Annotated in this window: 20 protein-coding genes and 1 tRNA gene; 7 read left to right on the top strand and 14 right to left on the bottom strand. The window is 61.5% G+C overall.

The features are described 5' to 3' along the window. Positions 1 to 9 precede the first annotated feature (9 nt). Entirely contained in the window at positions 10 to 870 is an 861-nt protein-coding gene (locus tag AC1DYF_RS30000; RefSeq protein ID WP_477881202.1) for an endonuclease/exonuclease/phosphatase family protein, read from the bottom strand. 86 nt (positions 871 to 956) lie between these two features. Between AC1DYF_RS30000 and obgE the strand changes: the two genes are divergently transcribed. Genes obgE through AC1DYF_RS29980 form a run of 4 tightly spaced genes read left to right on the top strand, consistent with a single transcriptional unit; the run spans position 957 to position 5,099 of the window. Next, positions 957 to 2,054, top strand: coding sequence for a GTPase ObgE (gene obgE, locus AC1DYF_RS29995; RefSeq protein WP_477881201.1), 1,098 nt, complete (start codon positions 957 to 959; stop codon positions 2,052 to 2,054). Beyond that, positions 2,044 to 3,195 (top strand): glutamate 5-kinase, encoded by a 1,152-nt coding sequence (proB, locus tag AC1DYF_RS29990; RefSeq protein WP_477881200.1) that lies wholly within the window; start codon positions 2,044 to 2,046, stop codon positions 3,193 to 3,195. Before obgE ends, proB begins: the two co-directional genes overlap by 11 nt. Next, the gene (locus tag AC1DYF_RS29985) at positions 3,188 to 4,465 is read left to right on the top strand and encodes a glutamate-5-semialdehyde dehydrogenase (protein WP_477881199.1); all 1,278 of its coding nucleotides are present in this window, start codon (positions 3,188 to 3,190) and stop codon (positions 4,463 to 4,465) included. The genes proB and AC1DYF_RS29985 overlap by 8 nt, the downstream gene beginning before the upstream one ends. A 40-nt stretch (positions 4,466 to 4,505) precedes the next feature. Beyond that, complete coding sequence (locus AC1DYF_RS29980) at positions 4,506 to 5,099, top strand: nicotinate-nucleotide adenylyltransferase (protein WP_477881228.1); 594 nt, start codon at positions 4,506 to 4,508, stop codon at positions 5,097 to 5,099. Between the two features lie 39 nt (positions 5,100 to 5,138). Here the strand turns inward: AC1DYF_RS29980 and AC1DYF_RS29975 are convergent, their stop codons facing one another. The 5 genes from AC1DYF_RS29975 to AC1DYF_RS29955 all read right to left on the bottom strand — a co-directional run bounded on the left by AC1DYF_RS29975 (position 5,139) and on the right by AC1DYF_RS29955 (position 8,970). Further along, on the bottom strand, positions 5,139 to 6,350 hold the full coding sequence (locus AC1DYF_RS29975) for a calcium-binding protein (RefSeq protein WP_477881198.1): 1,212 nt from the start codon (positions 6,348 to 6,350) through the stop codon (positions 5,139 to 5,141). Between the two features lie 207 nt (positions 6,351 to 6,557). After that, positions 6,558 to 6,746, bottom strand: a complete 189-nt coding sequence (locus AC1DYF_RS29970) for a Trm112 family protein (RefSeq protein ID WP_477881196.1) — start codon at positions 6,744 to 6,746, stop codon at positions 6,558 to 6,560. Between the two features lie 8 nt (positions 6,747 to 6,754). Next, entirely contained in the window at positions 6,755 to 7,429 is a 675-nt protein-coding gene (locus tag AC1DYF_RS29965; protein WP_477881195.1) for an LON peptidase substrate-binding domain-containing protein, read from the bottom strand. A gap of 30 nt (positions 7,430 to 7,459) precedes the next feature. Further along, positions 7,460 to 8,422: a thioredoxin gene (trxA, locus tag AC1DYF_RS29960; protein ID WP_477881194.1), complete on the bottom strand. Its 963-nt coding sequence runs from the start codon at positions 8,420 to 8,422 to the stop codon at positions 7,460 to 7,462. Between the two features lie 38 nt (positions 8,423 to 8,460). After that, entirely contained in the window at positions 8,461 to 8,970 is a 510-nt protein-coding gene (locus AC1DYF_RS29955) for a prolyl-tRNA synthetase associated domain-containing protein (RefSeq protein ID WP_477881192.1), read from the bottom strand. A gap of 253 nt (positions 8,971 to 9,223) precedes the next feature. Here AC1DYF_RS29955 and AC1DYF_RS29950 point away from each other — a divergent pair. Continuing rightward, a tRNA-Gly gene (locus AC1DYF_RS29950) sits at positions 9,224 to 9,298 on the top strand. 258 nt (positions 9,299 to 9,556) lie between these two features. On the opposite strand, the gene AC1DYF_RS29945 is transcribed toward AC1DYF_RS29950, so the two are convergent. Beyond that, positions 9,557 to 10,186 (bottom strand): PIN domain-containing protein, encoded by a 630-nt coding sequence (locus AC1DYF_RS29945; protein WP_477881191.1) that lies wholly within the window; start codon positions 10,184 to 10,186, stop codon positions 9,557 to 9,559. Further along, entirely contained in the window at positions 10,176 to 10,622 is a 447-nt protein-coding gene (locus tag AC1DYF_RS29940) for a MerR family transcriptional regulator (RefSeq protein ID WP_477881190.1), read from the bottom strand. The genes AC1DYF_RS29945 and AC1DYF_RS29940 overlap by 11 nt, the downstream gene beginning before the upstream one ends. Positions 10,623 to 11,302: 680 nt before the next feature. Between AC1DYF_RS29940 and AC1DYF_RS29935 the strand changes: the two genes are divergently transcribed. Together AC1DYF_RS29935 and AC1DYF_RS29930 are read left to right on the top strand one after the other, a co-directional pair. After that, the gene (locus AC1DYF_RS29935) at positions 11,303 to 12,097 is read left to right on the top strand and encodes a M15 family metallopeptidase (RefSeq protein ID WP_477881189.1); all 795 of its coding nucleotides are present in this window, start codon (positions 11,303 to 11,305) and stop codon (positions 12,095 to 12,097) included. 88 nt (positions 12,098 to 12,185) lie between these two features. Next, positions 12,186 to 12,914, top strand: coding sequence for a hypothetical protein (locus AC1DYF_RS29930; protein ID WP_477881188.1), 729 nt, complete (start codon positions 12,186 to 12,188; stop codon positions 12,912 to 12,914). A 53-nt stretch (positions 12,915 to 12,967) separates the two neighbouring features. On the opposite strand, the gene AC1DYF_RS29925 is transcribed toward AC1DYF_RS29930, so the two are convergent. The 6 genes from AC1DYF_RS29925 to AC1DYF_RS29900 all read right to left on the bottom strand — a co-directional run bounded on the left by AC1DYF_RS29925 (position 12,968) and on the right by AC1DYF_RS29900 (position 22,417). Then, positions 12,968 to 14,050 (bottom strand): hypothetical protein, encoded by a 1,083-nt coding sequence (locus AC1DYF_RS29925; RefSeq protein WP_477881187.1) that lies wholly within the window; start codon positions 14,048 to 14,050, stop codon positions 12,968 to 12,970. Between the two features lie 46 nt (positions 14,051 to 14,096). Beyond that, positions 14,097 to 17,105 (bottom strand): YncE family protein, encoded by a 3,009-nt coding sequence (locus AC1DYF_RS29920; RefSeq protein WP_477881186.1) that lies wholly within the window; start codon positions 17,103 to 17,105, stop codon positions 14,097 to 14,099. 508 nt (positions 17,106 to 17,613) lie between these two features. Further along, complete coding sequence (locus AC1DYF_RS29915; RefSeq protein ID WP_477881185.1) at positions 17,614 to 17,865, bottom strand: DUF6074 family protein; 252 nt, start codon at positions 17,863 to 17,865, stop codon at positions 17,614 to 17,616. Between the two features lie 128 nt (positions 17,866 to 17,993). Beyond that, complete coding sequence (locus AC1DYF_RS29910) at positions 17,994 to 20,246, bottom strand: glycoside hydrolase family 95 protein (RefSeq protein WP_477881183.1); 2,253 nt, start codon at positions 20,244 to 20,246, stop codon at positions 17,994 to 17,996. 2 nt (positions 20,247 to 20,248) lie between these two features. Continuing rightward, a complete protein-coding gene (locus AC1DYF_RS29905) occupies positions 20,249 to 21,346 on the bottom strand; it encodes an ABC transporter ATP-binding protein (RefSeq protein WP_477881182.1) in 1,098 nt (365 codons plus the stop codon). 36 nt (positions 21,347 to 21,382) lie between these two features. Further along, positions 21,383 to 22,417: a LacI family DNA-binding transcriptional regulator gene (locus AC1DYF_RS29900; protein ID WP_477881180.1), complete on the bottom strand. Its 1,035-nt coding sequence runs from the start codon at positions 22,415 to 22,417 to the stop codon at positions 21,383 to 21,385. Positions 22,418 to 22,429: the final 12 nt, after the last annotated feature.

The following is a 22,429-nucleotide window of genomic DNA, read 5'->3' as shown; positions in this document are numbered from 1 at the left end:
GGCCTCTCCCTATTCGATCTCCACCCAGATCGGCTTGTGATCGGAGGCGATGCAGGCCTCGTCCACCCCGCCGCTCTTGAGGCGATTGCGGAGTGAGCCGGAGACGAAGCAATAGTCGAGATATTGGCGGCTTTCCGGCCGGCCGGGCTCTTCCCAGGTGAAAGCGTCGGGCGTTCTCGGACAGAGATGGCCGAGCGCATCGATCGGATCGTTGTAGCGCGGGGTGCGGCCGTAGAAATGGTCCTTGGGGCCGACCATGGCGATATATTCCGGGCTTTCCGGCAGCATGTTGAAATCGCCCATGATGACGAAATCGTCGGGATGCGGCGCGTCGAGGAAATGGAATTCCGCCCCGCCGCTGACGGCGCCGCCTTCGATGGCATAGCGGGTGACGCGCTCCTTGAGGAACGCGATCTGCGCGATGCGTTCGGCCGGGCTGCGATGGTCCAGATGCAGTGAATAGACCCGGATCGGACCGGACGGGGCGCCGATCAGCGCTTCCAGCGCCGAGCGCTGCAGGTTGATGTAATCATAGGTGCGGGTGCGCGGCAGAAGCAGGTTGCGGGTAGTGTAGATCGGGTAGCGCGACAGGATCATATTGCCGAATTGGCGGCGGCGCATGACCGCCTTGCCGTCGACGATTTCGGAGCCGGCATCGGTGTCGGTTCCGATGCCGAAAGCATGGAAATGTTCCGGCAGAAGCTCGGCCAGAACCGCCGGCATATCGGCGTGACTATTTTTGGGGAAGTTGGTGGTGATCTCCTGCAAAGCGATGACATCGGCCCCTCTGACGGCATCGGCAATGCGCTCGAAGTCGCAAACGCCGTCCAATCCAATGCCGTATTGGATGTTAAAGCTCACAAATCTCATGATATTCTTTGACCTTTCCCCGTTAGCCGCTATATCGAACACGCTTGCCGGGAATTGGCAAGCGACCCCAGGACAAAGACGGACAGATGAAGTTTCTCGATCAATGCAAAGTCTATGTGAAGGCAGGTGACGGTGGCGCCGGCTCCGTGTCGTTCCGGCGTGAGAAATTCATCGAATTCGGTGGCCCCGACGGCGGCGATGGCGGCCGTGGCGGCGATGTCTGGGTCGAGACCGTCAACGGCCTCAATACGCTGATCGATTATCGTTACCAGCAGCATTTCAAGGGCGAGACCGGCGTGCATGGCATGGGCCGCAACCGGCATGGCGCCAAGGGCGGCAGCGTCACGCTGAAAGTGCCGGCCGGCACGCAGATCTTCGAGGAAGACGGCGAGACGCTGATCTGCGACATGACCGAGATCGGCCAGAAATTCCGCATCGCCAAGGGCGGTAATGGCGGCTTCGGCAATGCCTATTTCAGAAGCTCGACCAACCAGGCGCCGGATTGGGCCAATCCCGGCCAGGAAGGCGAGGAAAAGACCGTTTGGCTGCGCCTGAAGCTGATCGCTGATGCCGGCCTGGTCGGCCTGCCGAATGCCGGCAAATCGACTTTCCTGGCGACGACGACACGGGCGCGGCCGAAGATCGCCAATTATCCGTTCACGACGCTGCATCCCAATCTCGGCGTGGCGAGCGTCGACGGCAAGGAATATGTGCTGGCCGACATTCCGGGCCTGATCGAAGGCGCGCATGAGGGTGTCGGCCTTGGTGACCGTTTCCTCGGCCATGTCGAGCGCACCCGCGTGTTGCTGCATCTCGTGTCGGCGCAGGAAGAGAATGCCGGCAAGGCCTACAAGACCGTTCGCGCCGAGCTCGAAGCCTATGGTGCGGGCCTGGGCGACAAGGCCGAGATCGTGGCTTTGTCGCAGGCCGACACGGTCGATGCCGATCAGCTGAAGAAGAAGAAGGCGTCGCTGAAGCGCGCCGCGGGGCAGACGCCCTTCATCATTTCGGCTGTCGCCGGGCTCGGCATGCAGGAGGTGCTGCGCGAGTTGGCCGGCATCATCGAGGCCAGCAAGGCGGAAAATCCGGACTTGCCGTCGGCCGACAGCGCCATCAACTTCAACCGCAAGGTCAAGATGGCGCCGATGGACGATGAGGATGATTGGGACGACGATGACGAGTGACCGTCGCTCGCTGTCCGCCTGCCGGCGGATCGTCATCAAGATCGGCTCGGCGCTGCTCGTCGATCGTCGGTCCGGGCTGAAGAAGGCGTGGCTCGACGCCATGTGCGAGGATATCGCAGCGCTTGTGGCGCGCGGCGTCGAAGTGCTGGTCGTCTCCTCCGGCGCCATTGCCATGGGCCGCACCGTGCTCGACCTGGCGTCGGGTGCGTTGAAGCTCGAGGAAAGCCAGGCGGCTGCGGCGGTTGGCCAGATCGCGCTGGCACGGGCCTGGTCGGAAAGCCTGTCGCGGCATGAGATCGTCGCGGGACAGATTCTGCTGACGCTTGGCGATACCGAGGAGCGCCGGCGCTATCTCAATGCGCGGGCGACGATCGCGCAGCTGATGAAGCTCAAGGCCGTGCCCGTCATCAATGAGAACGACACGGTGGCGACCACCGAGATCCGCTATGGCGACAATGACCGGCTGGCGGCGCGGGTCGCAACCATGGTCGGCGCCGATCTGCTGGTGCTGCTATCCGATATCGATGGGCTTTATACCGCGCCGCCGCATCTCGATCCGAATGCCAAATTCCTCGAATTCATCCCTGCCATCACGCCCGAGATCGAGGCGATGGCAGGCGGGGCTGCGTCGGAATTGTCGCGTGGCGGCATGCGCACCAAGATCGATGCCGGCAAGATCGCCACCTCGGCCGGCTGCGCCATGATCATCGCCTCCGGCAAGGTGGAGCATCCGCTGCAATCGATCATCGATGGCGCGCGGCACAGCTGGTTCGCGCCCTCGGCCGAACCGGTGACGGCGCGCAAGACCTGGATTGCCGGGCAGTTGCTGCCGGCGGGCCGGCTGACGGTCGATGAAGGTGCGGAGCGGGCGCTGCATACCGGTAAGAGCCTGCTGCCGGCCGGCGTGCGGGCCGTTTCGGGCGAGTTTTCCCGCGGCGACACCGTGGCGATTCTGACGCTTGCCGGCCGCGAGATCGCGCGCGGCCTCGTGGGTTATGACGCGCAGGAGGCAAAGCAGATCGCCGGCAAGAAGTCGATCGAGATTGCCGCCATCCTCGGCTATGCCGGCCGTTCGGCCATGGTGCACCGCGACGACCTGGTGATGACGGGGGCGAAGCAGAAGGAACAGGCCGATGCTTGACAAGGTGAAGGACGATATCGCCGCTTTGATGCTCGATCTTGGCCGCCGTGCCCGGGCGGCGGCGCAGCCGCTCGCCATCTCCTCGGCCGAACGCAAGCATGCGGCCCTCGTCTCCATGGCCGCCGAAATCGTCGCCCGCAAGGACGACATCCTTGCCGCCAATGCACTCGATCTCGACAATGCCCATGCCGCCGGCATGACCGGCTCCTTCCTCGACCGGCTGACCTTGAACGAAGCCCGCGTCCGCGCCATGGCCGACGGCATCCGCACGATCGCCGAGCTCCGCGATCCCGTGGGCGAGGTGATTGCCGAATGGGACCGGCCGAACGGCCTGCATATCGAGCGCGTGCGCACGCCGCTCGGCGTCATCGGCGTGATCTATGAGAGCCGCCCGAACGTCACGGCCGATGCCGGCGCGCTCTGCCTCAAGGCCGGCAATGCCGTGATCCTGCGCGGCGGCTCGGATTCGCAGCATTCGTCTGCGGCGATCCACAAATGCCTGGCCAAGGGGCTGCGCGATGCCGGCCTGCCGGAGGATGCGATCCAGATCGTGCCAACCACCGATCGCGCTGCCGTCGGCGAGATGCTGACCGGCCTCAACGGCGCCGTGGACGTGATCGTGCCGCGCGGCGGCAAGAGCCTCGTCGCCCGGGTGCAGGCCGATGCGCGCGTGCCGGTCTTCGCCCATCTCGAAGGCCTCTGCCATATCTATGTCGACAAGACCGCGGCTATCGACATGGCCACGTCGATCGTCGTCAATGCCAAGATGCGCCGCACGGGCGTCTGTGGTGCTGCCGAGACATTGCTGGTCGACCGGGCGGCCGTCGCGACGCATCTCGAGCCGCTGCTCGATGCGCTGGCCGCTGCTGGCTGCGAGGTCCGCGGCTCGGCCGAAGTGCTGGTCAATTACGGCCAGGCCAAGCCCGCAGTGGATGCCGACTGGACGACGGAATATCTCGACGCGATCATTTCGGTGGAAATCGTCGACGGCATTTCCGGTGCCATCGCCCATATCAACCGCTATTCCTCGCATCACACCGAGGCGATCCTGTCGGAGGATGTCAACGCGGTCGGGCGCTTCTTCAACGAGATCGATTCCGCCATTCTGCTGCACAATGCCTCGACGCAGTTCGCCGATGGCGGCGAGTTCGGCATGGGCGCCGAGATCGGCATTGCCACCGGCAAGATGCATGCGCGTGGGCCTGTCGGCGTCGAACAGCTGACATCGTTCAAGTACCGGGTCCGCGGCAGCGGCCAGATCAGGCCCTGACGACGTGACGGGGGAGGGGATCGACAGACGCTATCTCGTCATGCCGCATGTCGAGCGCGGCATGGTGGTCGGCCTGTTTGGCGGCTCGTTCAACCCGCCGCACGAAGGGCATCGGCTGGTGGCGCGGATCGCTCTGCGCTGCCTCGGTCTCGACCAGCTCTGGTGGATGGTGACGCCGGGCAATCCGCTGAAGAGCGGCCGCTATCTGGCGCCGCTGTCCCAGCGCATCGCGCTTTCCGAACAGATGGCCGACGATCCGCGCATTCGCGTCACGGCCTTCGAACTGTCGCTCGGGTCCAGCTATACGGCGCAGGTGCTCGAACGCGTCCGCATGCGCAATCCGCATGTGAACTTCGTCTGGATCATGGGCGCCGACAACCTGCGCGATTTCCATCGCTGGCAGAACTGGAAGAAGATCGCCATGACCTTCCCGATCGCGGTGATCGACCGGCCCGGCGCGACCTTGTCCTTCCTCTCCTCGACCATGGCCAAGACCTTCGACTATGCCCGCATCGACGAGCATGATGCGCTGACGCTGGGACGTACGGAGGCGCCCGCCTGGACCTTCATCCACGGGCCGCGGTCGATCGTCAGTTCGACCGCGATCCGCAAGATGAACGGCAAGGCGGGCTGACGCCGGAAAGCTCCGGCGCTGGCTGACGCTGGAGGAGTTTCAGAAGGTGAAGTCGCCCGAGGTCAGGCTGTTGACGCTGACACCCGTCAGCGTGATCGTGTCGCCATGGCCGGCATCGATCACGGCATTGCCGTGCGATGTGTGGACATGATTGTCGATCAGATCCGAGAAGCTGGTGATCGAGGCGACATCCGACAGATCGATGACATCGTGGCCGGTTCCGGTGGCGTGGAAGTCGGTGATCGTGTCGTGGTTGAAGCCGGTCTGGAAGATGAAAGTGTCGGCGCCGGTGCCGCCGGTCAGGATATCGTCACCCTTGCCGCCGGTGATGAAATCGTCGCCGTCCAGGCCCTTCAGCTTGTTGACGCCATCGTTGCCGTGGATGTTGTTGGCCTCGCCATTGCCGGTGCCGTTGCGGGTCGCGCTGCCGAGCAGGATGAGGTTTTCCAGGTTGTTGCCGAGGGTGTAGCTGACGGTGGATTCAACGGTATCGCCGGTTCCGCCGGCGATGAACTCGGCAATCTTGGTGGCGGCATTGTCGACGATATAGGTGTCGTTGCCGCTCCCGCCTTCGATGAAGCCGTTGACGGTGCCCTTGCGGTCGTCGAAGACGTCGCTGCCGCCGCCGAGGATGACATTGCCGTTGATCGTGCCGTCATTGACGACCGTTTCCTGCTCGCCGCCGCCGATGATGGCGTTGGCGCCGGTGATCGTTCCATGATTGGTGATCTTCGATGTCTGCGTCGGGTCGTTGATCGCAGACAGGTCGATGCCGGCGGTGCTGCCCTTGATCGTGCCAAGATCGTCATTGGTGATCGTGACGCCGAATGTCGTGCCGGCAATGCCCGTCGCACCCTCGACATGATCGAGGTTGAGGATCGACGTGCCGTGGTCCTCGTTGCGGATGCCGTCACCGGTGGCGACAATCTGGCCCTCGACGACGACGCTGTTGCCGTTGAGGCCGGGGCTGGTATTGCCGTTGTCGAGCCAGATGCCGATATTGCCGGTGAGGATGCCGTCGAAATCGACGGTGACCTTGTTGTCCATGCCGCTGATGCGCATGGCGCTGCCATTGGTGACGTGGATTTCGCCATCGATGCCGAACGAATTCGAATTGAAGGCCGAGGATTCGAAAATGCCATTGCCATTGGTGACGTTGACGATGTCGAACTGCGCGAGATTGATGCTCGCATTCGAGTCTGCAACGTTGTAGGTGGAGTTGCGATTGCCGATTTCGATGAATGCGCCCATGGTTGAGCCTCCTAGAGCTGGGTGGTGGGGCCCGTGGCAGTCGATCTGGCTGTCAGCGTGGTGCATTCATCGTCACGCCGGGAGGGGGCAGGGGCTGTTCCGCAGGGAACAGATTCTTGACAATAGGGGTGTCAAAAGAATGTGATCGGGACGTGATGGCGTCAGGTGGAAACGGTCCGTTTCCGCCAACCGGAGCGACTTTGCGCTTTAATTATCCAGCCGCCGTGCTTCTGATTCCAGCATGATCGGAACGCCGTCGCGAATGGGATAGGCAAGCCTTGCTTTTTCCGAGACCAATTCGTTCTTCTCGCGATCCCAGATCAGCCGGCCCTTGGTGAGCGGGCAGACCAGCAGTTCCAGCATTTTCGGGTCGGGCTTGGAAATATTCTCGTCCATTCCCAATCCTATTGCAGGGTCTTGGCGGCGTCGCCGAAGGCGCGGGTCAGCACCATTTCGGTCATCGCCACCAGCGTCTCGGCGCGGGTCTTGAGGTCGGGGGCTTCGAGCAAGGCCTGCTTTTCGCGCGGGCCGAACGGCGCCATCATGGCCAGCGAATTGACCAGCGTGCGGTTGGACGTCTTGCTGACGGCCTCCCAATCGACTTCGAGCTTGTTGGCGTCGAGATAGCTGCGGAAGGCCCCGAGCAGCGCCTCGCGGCCGACCGACGGGTCGTCCTCCGGCTCGTGYAGGTCGGACATGAAAGGTGCGATGTGGAATTTCCGATAGGGATGATGCTGCGGCACCTCGTCCCTCAACCGGAAACGGCAGACACCGCTGATATCCACGACATAGCGGCCGTCGCCGGTTTCGCCGAAGGTGGTGATGCGGCCGAGCGTGCCGACCTTGCAGAGCTCCGGATTGCCCACCGGGCTTTCATCGGTCTCGCTGAACACCGGCTGGATGATGCCGATCAGCCTGTTGCCCTTCAGCGCGTCATCGATCAGCGTCAGGTAGCGCGGCTCGAAGACATTGAGTGGCAGATGCCCCCCCGACAGGAGGAGCACGCCCGACAGCGGAAACACCGCGATCGCCTCGGGCAGATCGGCTTCGGTCAGATAGCGAGCATTTCCCACGTGCATCGCAGCATCTCCACTTGCTGTTCGGCCGGCTCAGGAGAACAGGATGGCCGACATCTTGCGCCGGGCCGAAACGGAGGCCGGGTCCTTGAAACCCCAAACTTCCAAAAACTGCAAAAGTTGCTTGCGGGCGCCGTCGTCTTCCCAGGCGCGATCGCGCTTGATGATATGGATGAGATGATCGGTGGCCGCCTCCCGATCACCTTCGACATTGAGGATCTTGGCGAGTTTCACCCGTGCTGCGTGATCGTCGGGATTGAGCGCGAGCTCATGCTCGAGCGCGCGCGGGTCGCCGAGCTTGCGGGCTTCCTCGATCTGGCCGATACGGGTGATCAGCGCCGCGAGCGTCGCGTCCTTCTTCTGCTCATCGGTCAGGCTGGCGAGCAGGTCGCGGGCATCTTCCCACTGGCCGGCGGCGATCATGACATTGGCCATGCCGGCCAGTGCCTTGAGGTTTTCCGGATCGGCCTGCAGCACGGCGCCGAAGAGATCGGCTGCACCGCCGAAATCGCCCTCGGCAAGAGCTGCCTCGGCATCCGCAACGACAGCCTCGATCTCGGCTGCCTGGTCGGCTGGGCCGCCGCCCGGGCCGGCAACCTTGTCAATGAAGGCGCGGATCTGGCTCTCCGGAATGGCGCCCATGAAGCCGTCGACCGGCCGGCCGCCGACAAAGGCGATGACGGCAGGAATCGACTGGATGCCGAGCTGGCCGGCAACCGAGGGATGACGGTCGATATCCATCTTGACGAGCTTGACCTTGCCGGCGCCCTCGTTGATCACCTTTTCCAGCACCGGCGTCAGCTGCTTGCAGGGGCCGCACCATTCGGCCCAGAAATCCACCAGCACCGGCTGCTTCTGCGATTCCTCGATGACGTCCTTGGCGAACGTCGCCGTCGTCGTCTCCTTGATCAGGCCGCCCGGCTCGGCGCCGTTTGCCTTGGGGGCAGGCGCCTGGCCGCCATAGCTGATGTTGTAAGGATTGCTGTAGCCCGTCATTGCCCGAAACTCCCGTTTTTCCGCCCCAATGTCGTATCTTAGACCGTGACTTTCAAGACATTTGCTTTGTGCCCGGTCGCCTCGATGAAGCGGATCAGATCATCGCGGCTGATCGAGGTCGTGGCATCGTTTGAGAGCGGATGACAGTTGATGATGTCATTGTTCATCAAATCGGCGTCAAGCACAATGGTCACATTCTGCCCGGCATCGTTGAAAACCCCGAAGGCGGTGACGGCACCGGGGATGACGCCGAAATATTCCATCAGCTTTTCCGGCTTGCCGAAGGAGAATTTCGAGGCGCCGCCGACGATCTGGTGCACGGTCTTCAGGTCCACGGTGGCATGCTCTTCCACGGTGAGCAGGAAATACTGGTCCTTCTTGTCCTTGAGGAACAGGTTCTTCGTGTGCCCGCCGGCAATCTCGTCGCGCAAGGCTGCCGATTCGGCGACGGTGAACACCGGCGCGTGCTGTTTGGTCTTGTGGGCAATGCCCAGCCGATCGAGGAATCGGAACAGATCGTCGGCTGTCTTCGGCTGCGCTTCGCTCATTCCCACTCTCTCCGCATCAACTCTAGAGGCGCGACAGATAGCCCGGTTCGCGCCCGGGAGCAATCGAATTCCGCGACCACCCAAAAGACAAAACCCATTCAAAAACAGCCCCTTAGATCAGTCTCGCAAAATTTCTCCGCCTTTTTGTCATTTCCCTGTTGCATTTCAAAATGGCTTGGGCCATATAGCCCCCGTCGCCGCCGGACGGTAGCGACCTTCGGTCCAACGATCTACCCCGGACCGTCGCAGATGAGCGGGTGTAGCTCAGGGGTAGAGCACAACCTTGCCAAGGTTGGGGTCGAGGGTTCGAATCCCTTCGCCCGCTCCAGTTTTCCAAATGCGAATATCGAAAAATCTCGGATTTTCCGGCTGGTGATGCGGTTGAAATCGTGCGCTGGGGAAGCTTATTCCGATGCGGGGGGTACCGGCCGCTTACGACATTGGCAGTTTGCCTTAAGACGAACGAATCAGCAAACAGCAGATCATCGGTGTTCTGGGTGTGAGCAGGGGACGTCAGCGTCCGGTCTTTCGGATGCCATTATCGATGCCGAGATTTGTGCGGCGGACGAAAACTGCGCGCCGGATTTTACGGCGCTTCAATCAGCGTAAAGTTGTAAACTAGGATTTCCGGAGGGAAAGAAAATCGTCCTATACATTGCCGAGATCTTTCTCGACCCGTGCGGCCACTTCGGTGAGTTTCTGATCGCGCAGAATGCCGATGAAGTCGGACTCCGAGACACGTGACCTGCTCAAATTCCGTCGCGCATTCGCCATCGAGCCGGTCTGGAATCTGTTCATAGAGACTTGTCAGGAACGCATCAGGCGTTTGGGGTACCAAATTATGCTTCCTCAGTTCGGAGGCTGGGAAATCACGCAGGTTCCATGTGATGATTGTCGATGCATCGGCCTCGATGGCCGCCGCAACAACATGCCGATCATCGGGATCGGGGAGGTTGATCGCCTGGATGTGCTTTTCATATCCAGCGACTGTGGCTTCCGGCAGCGCGACATTCATGGGGCGCTTCGTGGCCTCCAGGCGATCGATCGAAAGGCCCGGCGTGTTGGAAACGAGGTTCCGCATCCACTCATCGTGGATCGCATCGGTCCAGCGCGCATGGAACAGGCGGTCGGCGCTCGCCTGAACGATGACATTTCTCAAGTGGAACGGATAGAGGATGCAGGCATCGCAGACCGCGACGACAGGATTAAATGCCATAGCGGAGATTAAGGTCCTCGGCGTCGGCGGCCAAATCCTCTATCGCTTTGTGCTGGACGTCGAGCTGCGCCTTCAGCGCCAGCACATCCTTGAGCGACGCGCGGCGATGCTTTCCGACATAGCGGAACGGCAGATCGCCGATTTCCATCCGATGCACGACGAGCGGACGCGAGATGCCGAGGATGGTGGAGGCTTCCGTAGGGCTCAATTCCTGGTCCTCGGCAAGAACCGCCACCCGTTCGCCGCTGAGCAGCCGCGAAAGCAGGGTCTCGATGGCGTTGGCCGCGGCCGGCGGCAGCGAGACCGTTTGCTCCTCACCGTCCTGGCGCCGGACATGCAATTCGACGTGGTCGCCCTCGCCGAGTTTCGGCAGATGCGGCATGTTCTTGCGGTCCCGGTCCGAAAGGCCGGCGAACTGGACGACTTGGCTGGCCATGGCATGTTCTCCTTGCCAACCAATATAAGGAGGTACGGCATTAACTGCAATAACTGAAAGTCTCCGAAACTTGCGAGGCCGGTGACGGGAGCGGACGTCTGTGCCGTCTACGTCTGTGCACCGCATGATCATGCTGCCCGTTTCTCTTCGTGTTCGGGAATCCCGCTTCATCCTCTTCATCCAACAGGGAAGCGATTTCCTAACAGGTGCGGGGATGGTGAGCTTCAGAGCCTCGTCGACATAGACGTCGTCCTGGGTCACGCTTCGGGCGCATAGTGGCTCCGAGGGTTTTCTGGTGATTCGGTGCGAGCCGCGTTGCGTGGAACCATCAAGCAGTATCCGGCTCTTCCATGAATATGAAACGGCGGTAAATACGTGGTGCTGCCCGGCGGCCATCAACACGCATATTTTCTCGGTTGCGACAGTGGGCTTGCTTGGACGACATGATGACACTTTCCCGAAGCGACCGTTCGGATGCGCGTCTGTCAGGGTGCCTAAATCCCAGCGGCGAGACATATGTCCCTGATGAGCCTGAAAAGATGGCGCGCGTCGGTCGGGGCACCGTTTAAACCCAAAATGACGATAAACGTCCACGGCTTTGGAGGCCTGCGAATAAAAGCGCCAGATCATTCGTCCACAGGTTGCCGCACTCTGCGTGCGCCACTTTGGAGGAGGATTCTATGCCCACAGCCACCTACAATCATCCGCTTTTCGGTCTCGTCACCTTCAAGACCAAGCATTCTACATGGGTCTTTGGCGATGACATCGAATTCACAAGCGGGTTCGACGTCAATGATATTCAGACTGCTCACATTCCTCAACTCGAAAAAATTCCCGGCTCGAGCAATGGAAACCTCAGATTCCACAAACGAGCGCATGCGCAGGTGTTGGCGGTCTTCGCCGAGATCGAACGGCTTGGCCTGATGCACCACATCAAGACCTGCGCTGGTTCGCTGAATTTTCGGCTGAAGAGACCGATCTCGGGCAAGTTGAGCAAGGAACCCTCAAACCATGCTTTCGGGATCGCGATCGATCTCAACGCTGACGATGGTTCGAACGGGGCATCCGTTGCCCCAGTCGCCCCTGTTTTTGAAGGGATGGGTTTCCGTTGGGGTAAGGCTTTCAGCGACCCGATGCATTTCGAGGTGAAGACCTTCATCGATCATCCGAAAGGGCTTTCCAGCCCGGTGGCTGTGACGATTGACGGAAAGGCAAGCGACCTGGAAGCAAAGAACCTCTTTGGAGACGTGGTCGCCAAGCTTTCCGATCTCGAAAAGCATTTCGATCTGGATGTCACTCCGGTCTCGGACTCGACGGTTGTCGCACATGGCAAGGCGGGCAGTGCGATCACGGAACTGCGTCATTTCGGTGACCAGACCTACGCGCTGTTGCAGCCACTGGCAGGCGCGGGTGGTTTCCATAGCGTATTCGACAACGTCACCAAGGTGCTTCATCTCACCAAAGCAAAAACCTGACCGAACGCCTTTCGACGCTTGATGTCGTTGGCTGGCCTCAAGCGTTGAAAGCGACCGAACATTCATACTCTTGAATATGGGATTTCCAATGACCACAGACGCGCAGATTGCCGGCATTGCGGACGGTTCGCCTTTGCTGCACCACGACTGGCCTGACCGCGGACCTGCGCCGAAAGCCTATTATCATGGCATGGGACTTGCGTTTGCACGCGCGATTGCAATCCTTCACAGTCCTGATGACGGGACTGCGGACAAACAGGCTATAAGCCGCGCCACGACGGGCCAAATCGGAGACACGGGTCACGATGTTCTCGCGTGGTATTCGCACGAGCTCCAGGCTGCCGGCGCATCGGCAGATACCGCCGAGGGCCGGCTGATTGCGCTGTTTTCGATCATGTTGGGGCTTGGCATGCGGGAGAGCTCGGGTCGCTACTGCGTCGGTGCCGATACGCCGGAGGATCGTGGCGAACCGACAACCGAAGCCAATGCAGAGGCTGGATTGTTTCAGGTGAGCTATGATTCGATCAATGGCGATCCGCTTCGTCAGGCTTTGTTCGATGCTTACAAGAACCGCACCGATCTCGAGGATGTGTTCAGCGTTGGCGTCAACTGCAGTGCTTCAAACTGGATGAATCACGGAAGCGGAGCCGGCGCCAAGTTTCAGGAGACGATGAAGAATTGCCCGCTTTTCGCTGTGCTCTACACCGCTCAATTTCTTCGTGGCCACAGGCAGCACTGGGGACCGATCAACCACAAGCACGCCGAGGTGAGGGCCGATGCGGTCAAATTGTTCACGGATATCCTGAAGATCTTGTGACTGGCAAGACTGGCGAACGATGCAAGGCCGGACGTTCAGATTGCTCTCGCCGCTCAATTCTTGCCAGCGTCACCCGGCGATTCGTCGTTGGAAGGGTCACCCGACTTGTCGTCGGAGGAATCCTCCGAGTCCTCGAAGGAGAAACACTTGTAGTAAACCGGCGGCACTTCGCTGGCGGCACATCCCGATATCGTGCTCAACTCGCCGACATCCTCATATTGCATGTAAGGCGCGATGAGAAAGCGCGTCTGGCCGTCGGGCGAATTGCCGAAGCGGTCGATATGCCCCTTGCTTTCCGGGCTGACGGCGAGGATGGCCCGTTCGAGGACATCGCCCTCCAGCGTGTTGTCGGGCAATTGGTCGAACGGCCCGTCGAGATAGTTGTTGACCGAGGTGTTGAGCACGTTGACGCCGACCAGGATCTTTCGGTTGGCGAAGCGGTCGGCGTAAAAGGCAAACCCGGTGCGAATGCCGACGGTGATCCGGTCGGCACCCGCAAGCGGGTTGAACTGGTCGGCGACCGGGACGGTTTCATCCAGGATATAATGGAAGGTTTTCACCTTGGTGTTGAAGACCAGGAAGAAACGAATGCCGGATTCGTCGAAAATCGGTCCGATATAGCTCTCGTCCTTCTGCACCACGCCGGCTGGCGGCTTGACGCCGGAAAGATCGTTGAGCTCGAAGCGCACTTTCTTGCCCTTGAATGCGACATCATAGGTGAGCTTTCCGGCCTTGGTGACCATCACCCCTTGCTTCGCGCCGATCAGGAAGCTGTAGCCGCTTTCGTCCCGCTGCCAGTTGGTGAAATCCTTGAAATAGTTGAAATGGACGAGGCCCTGGTCGCGATCGGCGACATCGAAGCGGAGATTGCCGCTATATTTGATCCCCTGGTAGTCAAAATAGAAGTAATAATAATTCTCGGTCGGATAGACCTTGACCGTGTCGGGCAGGCTTCCCAGCACCAGCGACAGCACCGAGGGCATGTCGCCGATCGCGAAGTCCGGCACGTTGTGTGCCTCTTCGACATAGGTCTGGTTGGTATAGACCTGCGTCTTTCCGGCCAGCGCCGGCAGCGGCGCGCCCAGGACCAGGCTGAGAAATGCAGTTTGGCAGATCACGCGGCACGACGGCTTCACGGCATTTCTCCCAGGATTCACGAGCACATGCTGTTCCTCCCATTTTCTATTCGAACATGCTCATTCTCCTGTTGTGCCGGAACTGACCATCATTGTTGTGCGGGAACCCATTGTTGAAACGCTGTCGGCGAGACCAGCCGTTATTGTCATGCGGATTCTGATTGTGGAAACGCTGCCGCCGGAAGCCATTGTCATTCCTGTGCGGCCACGGATTGTTGAAACGTTGCCCGTGGAAGCGCTGCATGCCAAAGCTGTCGCGCCGGGAATGATGCGGTCTCATGTCGCCGCCGTGGAGGCTCTCGCTCCTCAGATGCCGGGGTCTCGGATTGTGCTGCATGAAGCTCAGCCGCCTCGAATGGGTTGGCATGTTGTCGGCGCGGCTTATGCTCTTGAGGTGCGTCGGCCGCGGCGTGTGATTGATGTCGCTGAGCCTCTTGTTGTGCTGTTGGGGCACTTCTCCGGCCCATGTCCGGCCCTTGATATGCTGCGGCCTGTTGTTGTTGCCAAAGCTCCTGCCCTTGACATGCGCTGACAGGCGGGTGTCGTGCCGCGGCAGGACGTCACCACCCCAACTCTGACCCTTGACGTGCATGGAGAGCCGCTTGTCATGGTTTGGATGATCGTCACCGCCCCAGCTGCGATCCCGCGTGTGGTAGGATCGGGTCTTTTGGTGCCAGGAGCGATCGCGGTCATGCCATGATCCGTCACGCATATGCCATGAGCGGTCGGCCTCGTGCCATGAGCCGTCGCGCCAATGCCAGGAGCGGTCGCGATCATGCCACGAGCCGTTGCGATAATGCCATGAGCGATCAACCTGGTGCCATGATCCGTCGCGCCAGTGCCAGGACCGGTCGCGATCATGCCATGAGCCGTCGCGATAATGCCAGGAACGGTCTGCGTCATGCCACGAACCCAGGCGCCAATGCCACGATCTCTGCACGCGGTGTCCCGACGATGCCCATTTCGCATGGCTCATGTCGACCGTATGCACCGGCGGCTGACCAACCGGTGGTTCATTCGATGGCGGCTGACCATCATCTGACGGAACGTCGATGGCCGGCAAAGGTTCTACGGCCTGACACACCTGATAGATGGCGACGTCGCCGATCTTTGTCGCATCGTTGCGCGTCATTTCCTCCGGAATGGGATTGCCGTTGTCGTCAATATTGATGTCGGTATCGATCATCAGCGACCTGAGCAGAGCGCCGGGGTCGAGCTTTGGCGCCGGTTCGACGGCAACGAAGGCGTCCGCCGGCGTACCCTGCAGTCCATGGACCTCGTGCGTGTCGCTGCCCGACCCCTTGTCGTCGTCGTTGCAGCCGCCGAGGGGCGAACACAGGCCATCCCCGGTCATCCACACCGATTGCGAGGGCGCGGAAAGATCGAGGCTGCCGTTTTCGCTGATCCGGTAATCGAAATCGACGCCGCCGGCCGCATTGGCAAACAATAGCGGCTCGCCATCCTTGATGCTGCGATCATGAAAGCCGACGTCGTAGCGCCCTTTGGGCCGCCAGAGATTGTCGGCGCCGAGTTCGTAGCGGACCACGCGCGACTGATAGGGGCGTGCAAACGGCTCGATCTTGTCGAGCCCCAGATTGCGCATGCCGCCCCGTTCGGCGACCAGCATTACATTCTGGGTTGCGCATTCGGGAAGGGTTATATCCGAAGGCGCATTGCTGTTGCCGGCCTTTTCGCCGAACGAGGGATCACTCGGCCAGAAGGCCGGCATGAAGAATTCGCGGCGCACCGAGCTCGTATCGAACAGTCCGTCACCGGTGATCACCACCGACCAAACGGCGTTGCGGCGGTCGTCGCCGGCTTTTGGCCAGGCAGTATTGCCGAACGCATCGCTGCCCCAGACGGAATAGTAGAGCCTCACCGCGCCGCTTTCGTCACTGCGCACTTTCAGGCCCCAGACGCGCCGGCGGAAATCGGCCAGGTTCCAGCACTGCGGCGATTTTTCGAAGTCGCTGCCGCATTTGTCGATATTGGCTGATGTCGTGGGATCGAAGGCGACCGGATCGAGTGCCATGTGCTGGCCGGTCCACGCATCCAGGAAATTGGTGCGTCCCGTCATGCCATGATCGTAGTGACCCATGTCCTTGCCGGTCTCGGCGTCGAAGCTGTGGATCATCCCCGTTTCCAGGTCGGAGACGAACAGCCGCCCATGCCATTTGTCATAGGCGATGTTGCCGAGCGAAGCGCCGGTATTGTCGCGGCCATCGAGCTTGACCTCGGCGAATGCCTCCGCCTTGTAGCCATTGTCGGCACTGAGGCGATAGATTGTTCCAGGCCCTTCATCGGGGCCCCACTGCCCCTCCATCCAGTCGGTGTTCTTAGGGTCGGTCGCGATCCTGTGAAGTCCGTAGGCAGCGGTGGCGGAGAGGAAGATGACCGGGTCCTGGCCTTCCTTTTGCGCGATTGCCACGCCGAAAACCTGCCCGACATCGCGCGCGGTGACGAACATCCGCTGCGGTTCGTTGATCCAGTGTTGCCCGAATGGTGGTTGACCCGGATTGCGGATATCGAGGATGCTGACGCTGGTGCCGTCGAGGTCGATGACCTTGATCGGCTTTCCGTCGACGCCCTTGCCATCGACTTCATGCGAGAACCGCGTCACCACCGCCTCGCCTGGATTGAGGGGCTCGATCTCGGTGTTGTCGGCCTGCTGCTGGTTGGCGTCGTCCTGCTGCTGGTCGTTGTTGTCGTTAGCCGGAGGCGATGCATCATCCTGCTGCTTGCTGGTGTCGTCCTGCTGCTGATCGTTGTTGTCGTCGGCCGGAGGCGATGCATCGTCCTGTTGCTGGTTGGCGTTGTCGTCTTGCTTGTTATTGTTCTTGCTGCTGCTGTCGTCGGGCTCGTATTGATCGGCCGAGGACGGTGCGGTCTTGTCGTCCCCGGCTTGCGCCAGCTGGACGTGCCACGGCGCCGCGATGCTGACGGGCAAAAAAGCCATCAGGCCGGCCGCGGCGGCCACGAGAATGAGATGCTTCGGCGAGAGAACCAGTGAACTGGCCTTCCAAGCGATCAGGTCATCAGCAGAAATTCTCCGCATGTCCTCAGCCCTCGATGGACTGCCAAAGATACGGGTAATTTTCAACCTTTGCAACGAAGTCAGTGTTGTATCATGAATATAAGATATACACGCAGAAGAAACGTTGCACTGCAATAGTCTATTCGAAATCTGCGGTTACTTCCGGCTTTTCCGGAAATCGGTTGGCCGACATCTAATTTTTGGCAGCCCGCCATAAGTATCCCGTGCCTGCCGGATTGGGCTCAAGGATCGACCAGGCTTTGCCGGTGAATCATATTTCGCGCCATCGTAACATCATAGATATCTTCTTGCAGCTGACCGGTCCTCAGGCCGCCCAGCCATCCAGTATGCTGGCTCTGAACCTACGGTAAAACCGAGATTGGGAGATGGGGCAAGGGGATTGAGATCATCATAACCGGCGTATTCGCGGCGCTCCTGACCCTATCTCAAGATATTCATCACCGGAGAGACCGGCAGGATTGGAAGAGCAGATGGCGAAAACGGGCAACAATCCGCGCTGGCACATCACTCAAGAATAGACCTGCGACAACTCCGCCATCTCGAAAAACACCGCCGTTTGGAACAGCCCGACCTGAGCTGTCACCTGCGCCTCGTCGACGCCGGCGGCCCGGAGTTCGTCGGCCATGGCTCTGGCGCGCCGTTTCCACCACGCCAAGGCGTCCTCGCTGGTCAGGCGCATGATTTCCGACGCGGCTTCGCGGATGTCTGCGCGACGGCGGTCGGTCGGAAAGGATAGGATCGGGGCTGCTTGCTGGGTCATGGCTGCATCTAACGCGACCATGGTTAACCCGCATTTAAAGCCGTCCTTGGAAGAGCGATGTAAGCGTGATCGCCGTGGTTTTGGTCGGTCTGCCGGGCCGGGGCGCGGCGGCGTGTCGACCAATCCGGCTAATCGCTCGAAAAAGTGTCCGGAATCATCACGCTGCGATGGTCTCCCTTTGCCAAGTCCATCGGCAGCCTCCACCCGCCGAAGCGCAGCACGAAGGTCGCCGCCCGGCTGGCTGTGAGGGTGATCGCTGTCGGCCTGCCATTTTGCCATTCGAGATCGAGAAGCAGGCCGCCGCGGGTGCGGAGGCCGTGCAGTGCGCCGCGGGACCAGCCGGAGGGCAGGGCAGGCAGGAGATGGAGTTCATTTGGGCGTGACTGAACCAGCATTTCAAGGATGCCGGCGGCGCCGCCGAAATTGCCGTCGATCTGGAAGGGCGGATGGGCGTCGAACAGGTTGGTGTAGGTCCGCTCGGGGCTGAGCAGAAGTTTGAGGACGTCGAAGGCGTGGTCGCCGTCGCGCAAGCGTGCCCAGAGATTGAGGCACCAGCCGATACCCCAGCCGGTCGCGTCGTCACCGCGGATCTCGAGCGAGCGGCGGGCGGCGGCGGCAAGCGCCGGTGTGTCGTCCATGTTGATTTGCCAACTGGGATAGAGGCCGTAGAGATGCGAGACGTGGCGATGGTGGATTTCCGGGGCCTGCATGTCCCAATCGTCGAGCCATTCCTGCAACTGGCTGGCCGCGCCGATGCGATCGGGCGGCAAGCGCGGCAGGACGCGGTCGATTTCGGCGATCAGGTCAGTCTCGCCGTCGATTAAGATGGCAAGCGGGCGCAGGCGGTGGAGGAAATCGCGGATGATCTGGCTGTCCATGGCCGGCCCGGCGCAGATCGAGGCGCCATGTGGGTGGACGTTTTCCGGCGACAGCGAGGGGTTGGTCACCAGATGGTCGGTACCGGGAAGGGGGAGGAGTATGTCGAACAGGAATAGTGCGGCGCTCTTGGCGAGTGGAAACAACCTCTGTTGCATGGCCTCGGCATCGTCCAGATAGTCACTGAGGTCGAGCAGTTGCGTCATCAGCCAGGCGCCGCCTGTTGGCCACAGGCCCCAGGGGGCGCCGTCGATGGGGGCGGTGGCGCGCCAGAGATCGGTGTTGTGATGCATGACCCAGCCGCGCGCGCCGTATTGGATACGCGCGGTCGTCTGACCGGTCTCGGCCAGATCCTCGGCCATCACGACGAGCGGTTCGATGCAGTACGGCAGATTGGCCGGCGCCGGCAGCCAGTAATTCATCTGCAGATTGATGTTGGCGGTGTATTTGCTGCCCCAGGGCGGGTCGATCTCCTGGTTCCAGATGCCTTGCAGGTTGGCGGGTTGCGTGCCCGGCCGAGAAGAGGAGATCATCAGGTAGCGGCCGAACTGCACATAGAGCGCCGCAAGCGCGGGATCGTCGCCCCCTGCAAAGGCGGCGATGCGCTGGTTCGTCGGCAGCGCCGCGGCAGGGGCGGTGCCGAGGTCGATGGCGAAGGTGCGGAACAGTCTGCGGTGTTCGGCGACGTGGTCGCGCAGCAAGTCCTCGAAATGGCGGCGGCTGGCTTTGTCCAGCCGGTCGGCGACGATCGCGGCGGGGTCACCGGAGACGTCGTCATGGCGCCGGAAATTGGTGGCAGCGTCGAGCAGAATCAGGATTTCGTCGGCATTCGCCACTTGGAGGGCGTCTGCCTCGCGCCGCACCGTTCCGCCCGAGATTGCCAGTCGGACTCCCACGGTGAAGCGCAGCGCGGCGGCGATGCCGGATTCGGATTTGCCGATGCCCGACAGCGTCAGCCGCGCATCTTCCGCTGCGGCCAGTTGGCTTTGTTGCGGACTGGTGAGCGAGATTTTGCATCCGACCGCACCGGCTTTGTCGGCGGAAAGGCGCAGGACAAGCACGCCATCCACCGGCGAGACGAAGGTCTCGCGTCGGAATTCGGTTCCGTCCGCCTGATAGCAGACCGTGGCCGTCGCCGTGTCCAGATCCAGCGCGCGCCGATAGGCGGAGATCGGCCCCGTATGCGTCATGTCGATGTGGAGGTCGCCGACCGGTTGATAGGACATCTGCTTCAGGGGCCGGGCCATCAGATGCAGGTCGGCGAGCGCCTGTGCCTCGGCATAGCGGCCGGCGAAAATCAGCTGGCGGACAGGGTCGAGATGGGCAAGTGCGTCGGGATTGGCCGGTTGATAAGGGCCTCCCGCCCAGAACGTGTCCTCGTTGATCTGCAGCCGTTCATGCAGCGGATCGCCGAACACCATGGCGCCGAGCCTGCCGTTGCCAAGCGGTAGCGCATCGGTCCAGAGACGCGCCGGCGTGTCATACCAGAGGCGATTATCGGTCATGATCAGGCTGCCGGCGCGATGCTGGCTGATTCGACGGCGCGGATGCGGTTGCCGTCGGCGCCGAAGACCAGCGCCCTGGCGCCGGGAAAGCCGACATTCACGGTTTCACCCGGCCGGAACGAGGTTTCCGAGCGGTCCTCGACGATCACAGCCTGCCCGGTGGTCAGCGTGCCGTAGAGGAAGCGCGTGCCGCCAAGATTTTCGACGACGTCGATCTTCACCTCGATCGTGCCGCCGGCCGCATCCCTGCCGGTGAAATGCTCAGGCCGGATGCCGACTTTGACCGGCATGTCGGCGGATGATGGGACATGGCCGCTGCGCAGGCTCGCGCCACAGTCAAGTCGTATAGTGCCGTCTCCGCCCAGCCGGCCATCGAGGAAATTCATCCGCGGCGAGCCGATGAAGCCGGCGACGAACAGATTGTCGGGATTGGCATAAAGCATATCTGGTGTGCCGGTTTGTTCGATCTTGCCGGCGCGCATGACAACAATCTTGTCGGCCAGCGTCATCGCCTCGGTCTGGTCATGGGTGACATAGATCATGGTTGAGCCGATGCGGCGATGCAGCTTGGCGATTTCGACGCGCATCGACACGCGCAACTCGGCATCGAGATTGGAGAGCGGCTCGTCGAACAGGAAGACGGCCGGATTGCGGACGATGGCGCGGCCGATGGCGACGCGCTGGCGCTGGCCGCCCGAAAGCTCGGCGGGCTTGCGCTTCATCAGCGTTTCGAGCTGCAATGTGGCGGCGGCAGCCGTGACGCTGCGTTCGATATCGGCCTTACCCAGGCCGGCCATGCGCAGCGAGAAGCCGATATTCTGCTCGACCGTCATGTGCGGATAGAGCGCATAGTTCTGGAAAACCATGGCCACGCCGCGCTCGATCGGGTCGGCATCGTTGACGCGCCGTCCGTCGATGACGAGGTCGCCGGCGGTTATTTTCTCGAGCCCGGCGATCATGCGCAGCAGGGTGGATTTGCCACAGCCGGACGGGCCGACAAGCACGGTGAACGAGCCGTCATCGATTGCCAGGTTGAGATTGGCGATCGCCTCGAAGCTCGCATAGGATTTGTGGATGTTCTTGAGTTCTACGCGGGCCAAGGCTTCCTCCCTTCAACCGTTCGACGCGTTAGGGCGTCATGTGATGCGTCGGGTCGAGCCGCGCAGGATGATGTCGCATTCGAGGACGACGCTGCGCGTCATCCCGCTGGATGGCTCTGCCAGGCGTTCGACGAGAATGTCGGTGATCGTCTCGGCAATCCTGGCGACCGGCTGCGCTACGGTGGTAACGCCGGCCTCGTAGAGGCGGAAGACCGGCACATCGTCAAAGCTCGCCAGCGAGACGTCATCCGGCACATGCCGGCCATTTTCCTTCAGCCAGCTTAGCGCGCCGATGGCCATGCCGTAATTGGCGGAGAAGATTGCCGTCGGCGGATTGTCCGATGTCATCAGCCGCTTCGTCGCTTCGTAGCCGCCATCGATCACCCAGTTGCCGCGCGCCGAAAGGGCCGGCTCGATGGCGATGCCGCGGTCGCGCAGCGCCTGTTCATAGCCGGCAAGCCGCTCGATGCCGGAGGAATTGCGCGGATCGCCGGTCAGGATGCCGATGCGGCGGTGGCCGAGATCGATCAGGTGGCTGACGATGCGGTGGCTGGCGCGCTGGTTCTCGACCATGACCCGGTCGGCGGCGAGGCCACGAACGTCGTTGTTGTAGAAGATGATCGGCACGTCGTGCTCGATCAGGTCGTCGACGCGGTCATAGACTTCGGCCGTGCCATCCATGATCAGCGCATCTACCCGCTGGGAGGCGAAGAAATCCAGGGCCTCGGCGACGATGCGCGGGTCGCCGCTGTGGCAATAGGTGAGCAGCGCCCGGCCTGTGCGGCGCACGGAATTGGCCAGGTGCTCCAGCATGCGCGCATGGAATTCGTCGAAGGTCGGCACCAGGAAGCCTATCATATGAGTGAGGTCGGTGCGGATCGAGGCGGCCGCGACATTGCGGCGGTAGCCGAGTTCCTGGATCGCCTGCTCGATCTGCTCGCGGTTGGAGCGGCGGATGGTCTGGCCGTTGAGATATCGCGACACGGTGCCGATCGCCACATTGGCTGCCTTGGCAACGTCGATGACCGTGGCTCCGCGTCGCCGGCCGGTCGTCTTGTTCACATGTCGCATTTCAAGCGGGCT

The sequence above is a fragment of the Rhizobium sp. P2_G9 genome (assembly GCF_056403475.1).
Note: the sequence above shows the minus strand (reverse complement) of the source record. Positions and strands in the feature narration are given on the sequence as shown.

Coding starts and splice junctions, on each gene's coding strand:
- obgE (WP_477881201.1), top strand. CDS start 957: ATGAAGTTTCTCGATCAATGCAAAGTCTATGTGAAGGCAGGTGACGGT.
- AC1DYF_RS29980 (WP_477881228.1), top strand. CDS start 4,506: ATGCCGCATGTCGAGCGCGGCATGGTGGTCGGCCTGTTTGGCGGCTCG.
- AC1DYF_RS30000 (WP_477881202.1), bottom strand. CDS start 870: ATGAGATTTGTGAGCTTTAACATCCAATACGGCATTGGATTGGACGGC.
- AC1DYF_RS29920 (WP_477881186.1), bottom strand. CDS start 17,105: ATGCGGAGAATTTCTGCTGATGACCTGATCGCTTGGAAGGCCAGTTCA.
- AC1DYF_RS29900 (WP_477881180.1), bottom strand. CDS start 22,417: ATGCGACATGTGAACAAGACGACCGGCCGGCGACGCGGAGCCACGGTC.
- AC1DYF_RS29955 (WP_477881192.1), bottom strand. CDS start 8,970: ATGAGCGAAGCGCAGCCGAAGACAGCCGACGATCTGTTCCGATTCCTC.
- proB (WP_477881200.1), top strand. CDS start 2,044: ATGACGAGTGACCGTCGCTCGCTGTCCGCCTGCCGGCGGATCGTCATC.
- AC1DYF_RS29985 (WP_477881199.1), top strand. CDS start 3,188: ATGCTTGACAAGGTGAAGGACGATATCGCCGCTTTGATGCTCGATCTT.
- AC1DYF_RS29975 (WP_477881198.1), bottom strand. CDS start 6,350: ATGGGCGCATTCATCGAAATCGGCAATCGCAACTCCACCTACAACGTT.
- AC1DYF_RS29935 (WP_477881189.1), top strand. CDS start 11,303: ATGCCCACAGCCACCTACAATCATCCGCTTTTCGGTCTCGTCACCTTC.
- trxA (WP_477881194.1), bottom strand. CDS start 8,422: ATGACGGGCTACAGCAATCCTTACAACATCAGCTATGGCGGCCAGGCG.
- AC1DYF_RS29915 (WP_477881185.1), bottom strand. CDS start 17,865: ATGACCCAGCAAGCAGCCCCGATCCTATCCTTTCCGACCGACCGCCGT.
- AC1DYF_RS29930 (WP_477881188.1), top strand. CDS start 12,186: ATGACCACAGACGCGCAGATTGCCGGCATTGCGGACGGTTCGCCTTTG.
- AC1DYF_RS29910 (WP_477881183.1), bottom strand. CDS start 20,246: ATGACCGATAATCGCCTCTGGTATGACACGCCGGCGCGTCTCTGGACC.
- AC1DYF_RS29970 (WP_477881196.1), bottom strand. CDS start 6,746: ATGGACGAGAATATTTCCAAGCCCGACCCGAAAATGCTGGAACTGCTG.
- AC1DYF_RS29945 (WP_477881191.1), bottom strand. CDS start 10,186: ATGGCATTTAATCCTGTCGTCGCGGTCTGCGATGCCTGCATCCTCTAT.
- AC1DYF_RS29940 (WP_477881190.1), bottom strand. CDS start 10,622: ATGGCCAGCCAAGTCGTCCAGTTCGCCGGCCTTTCGGACCGGGACCGC.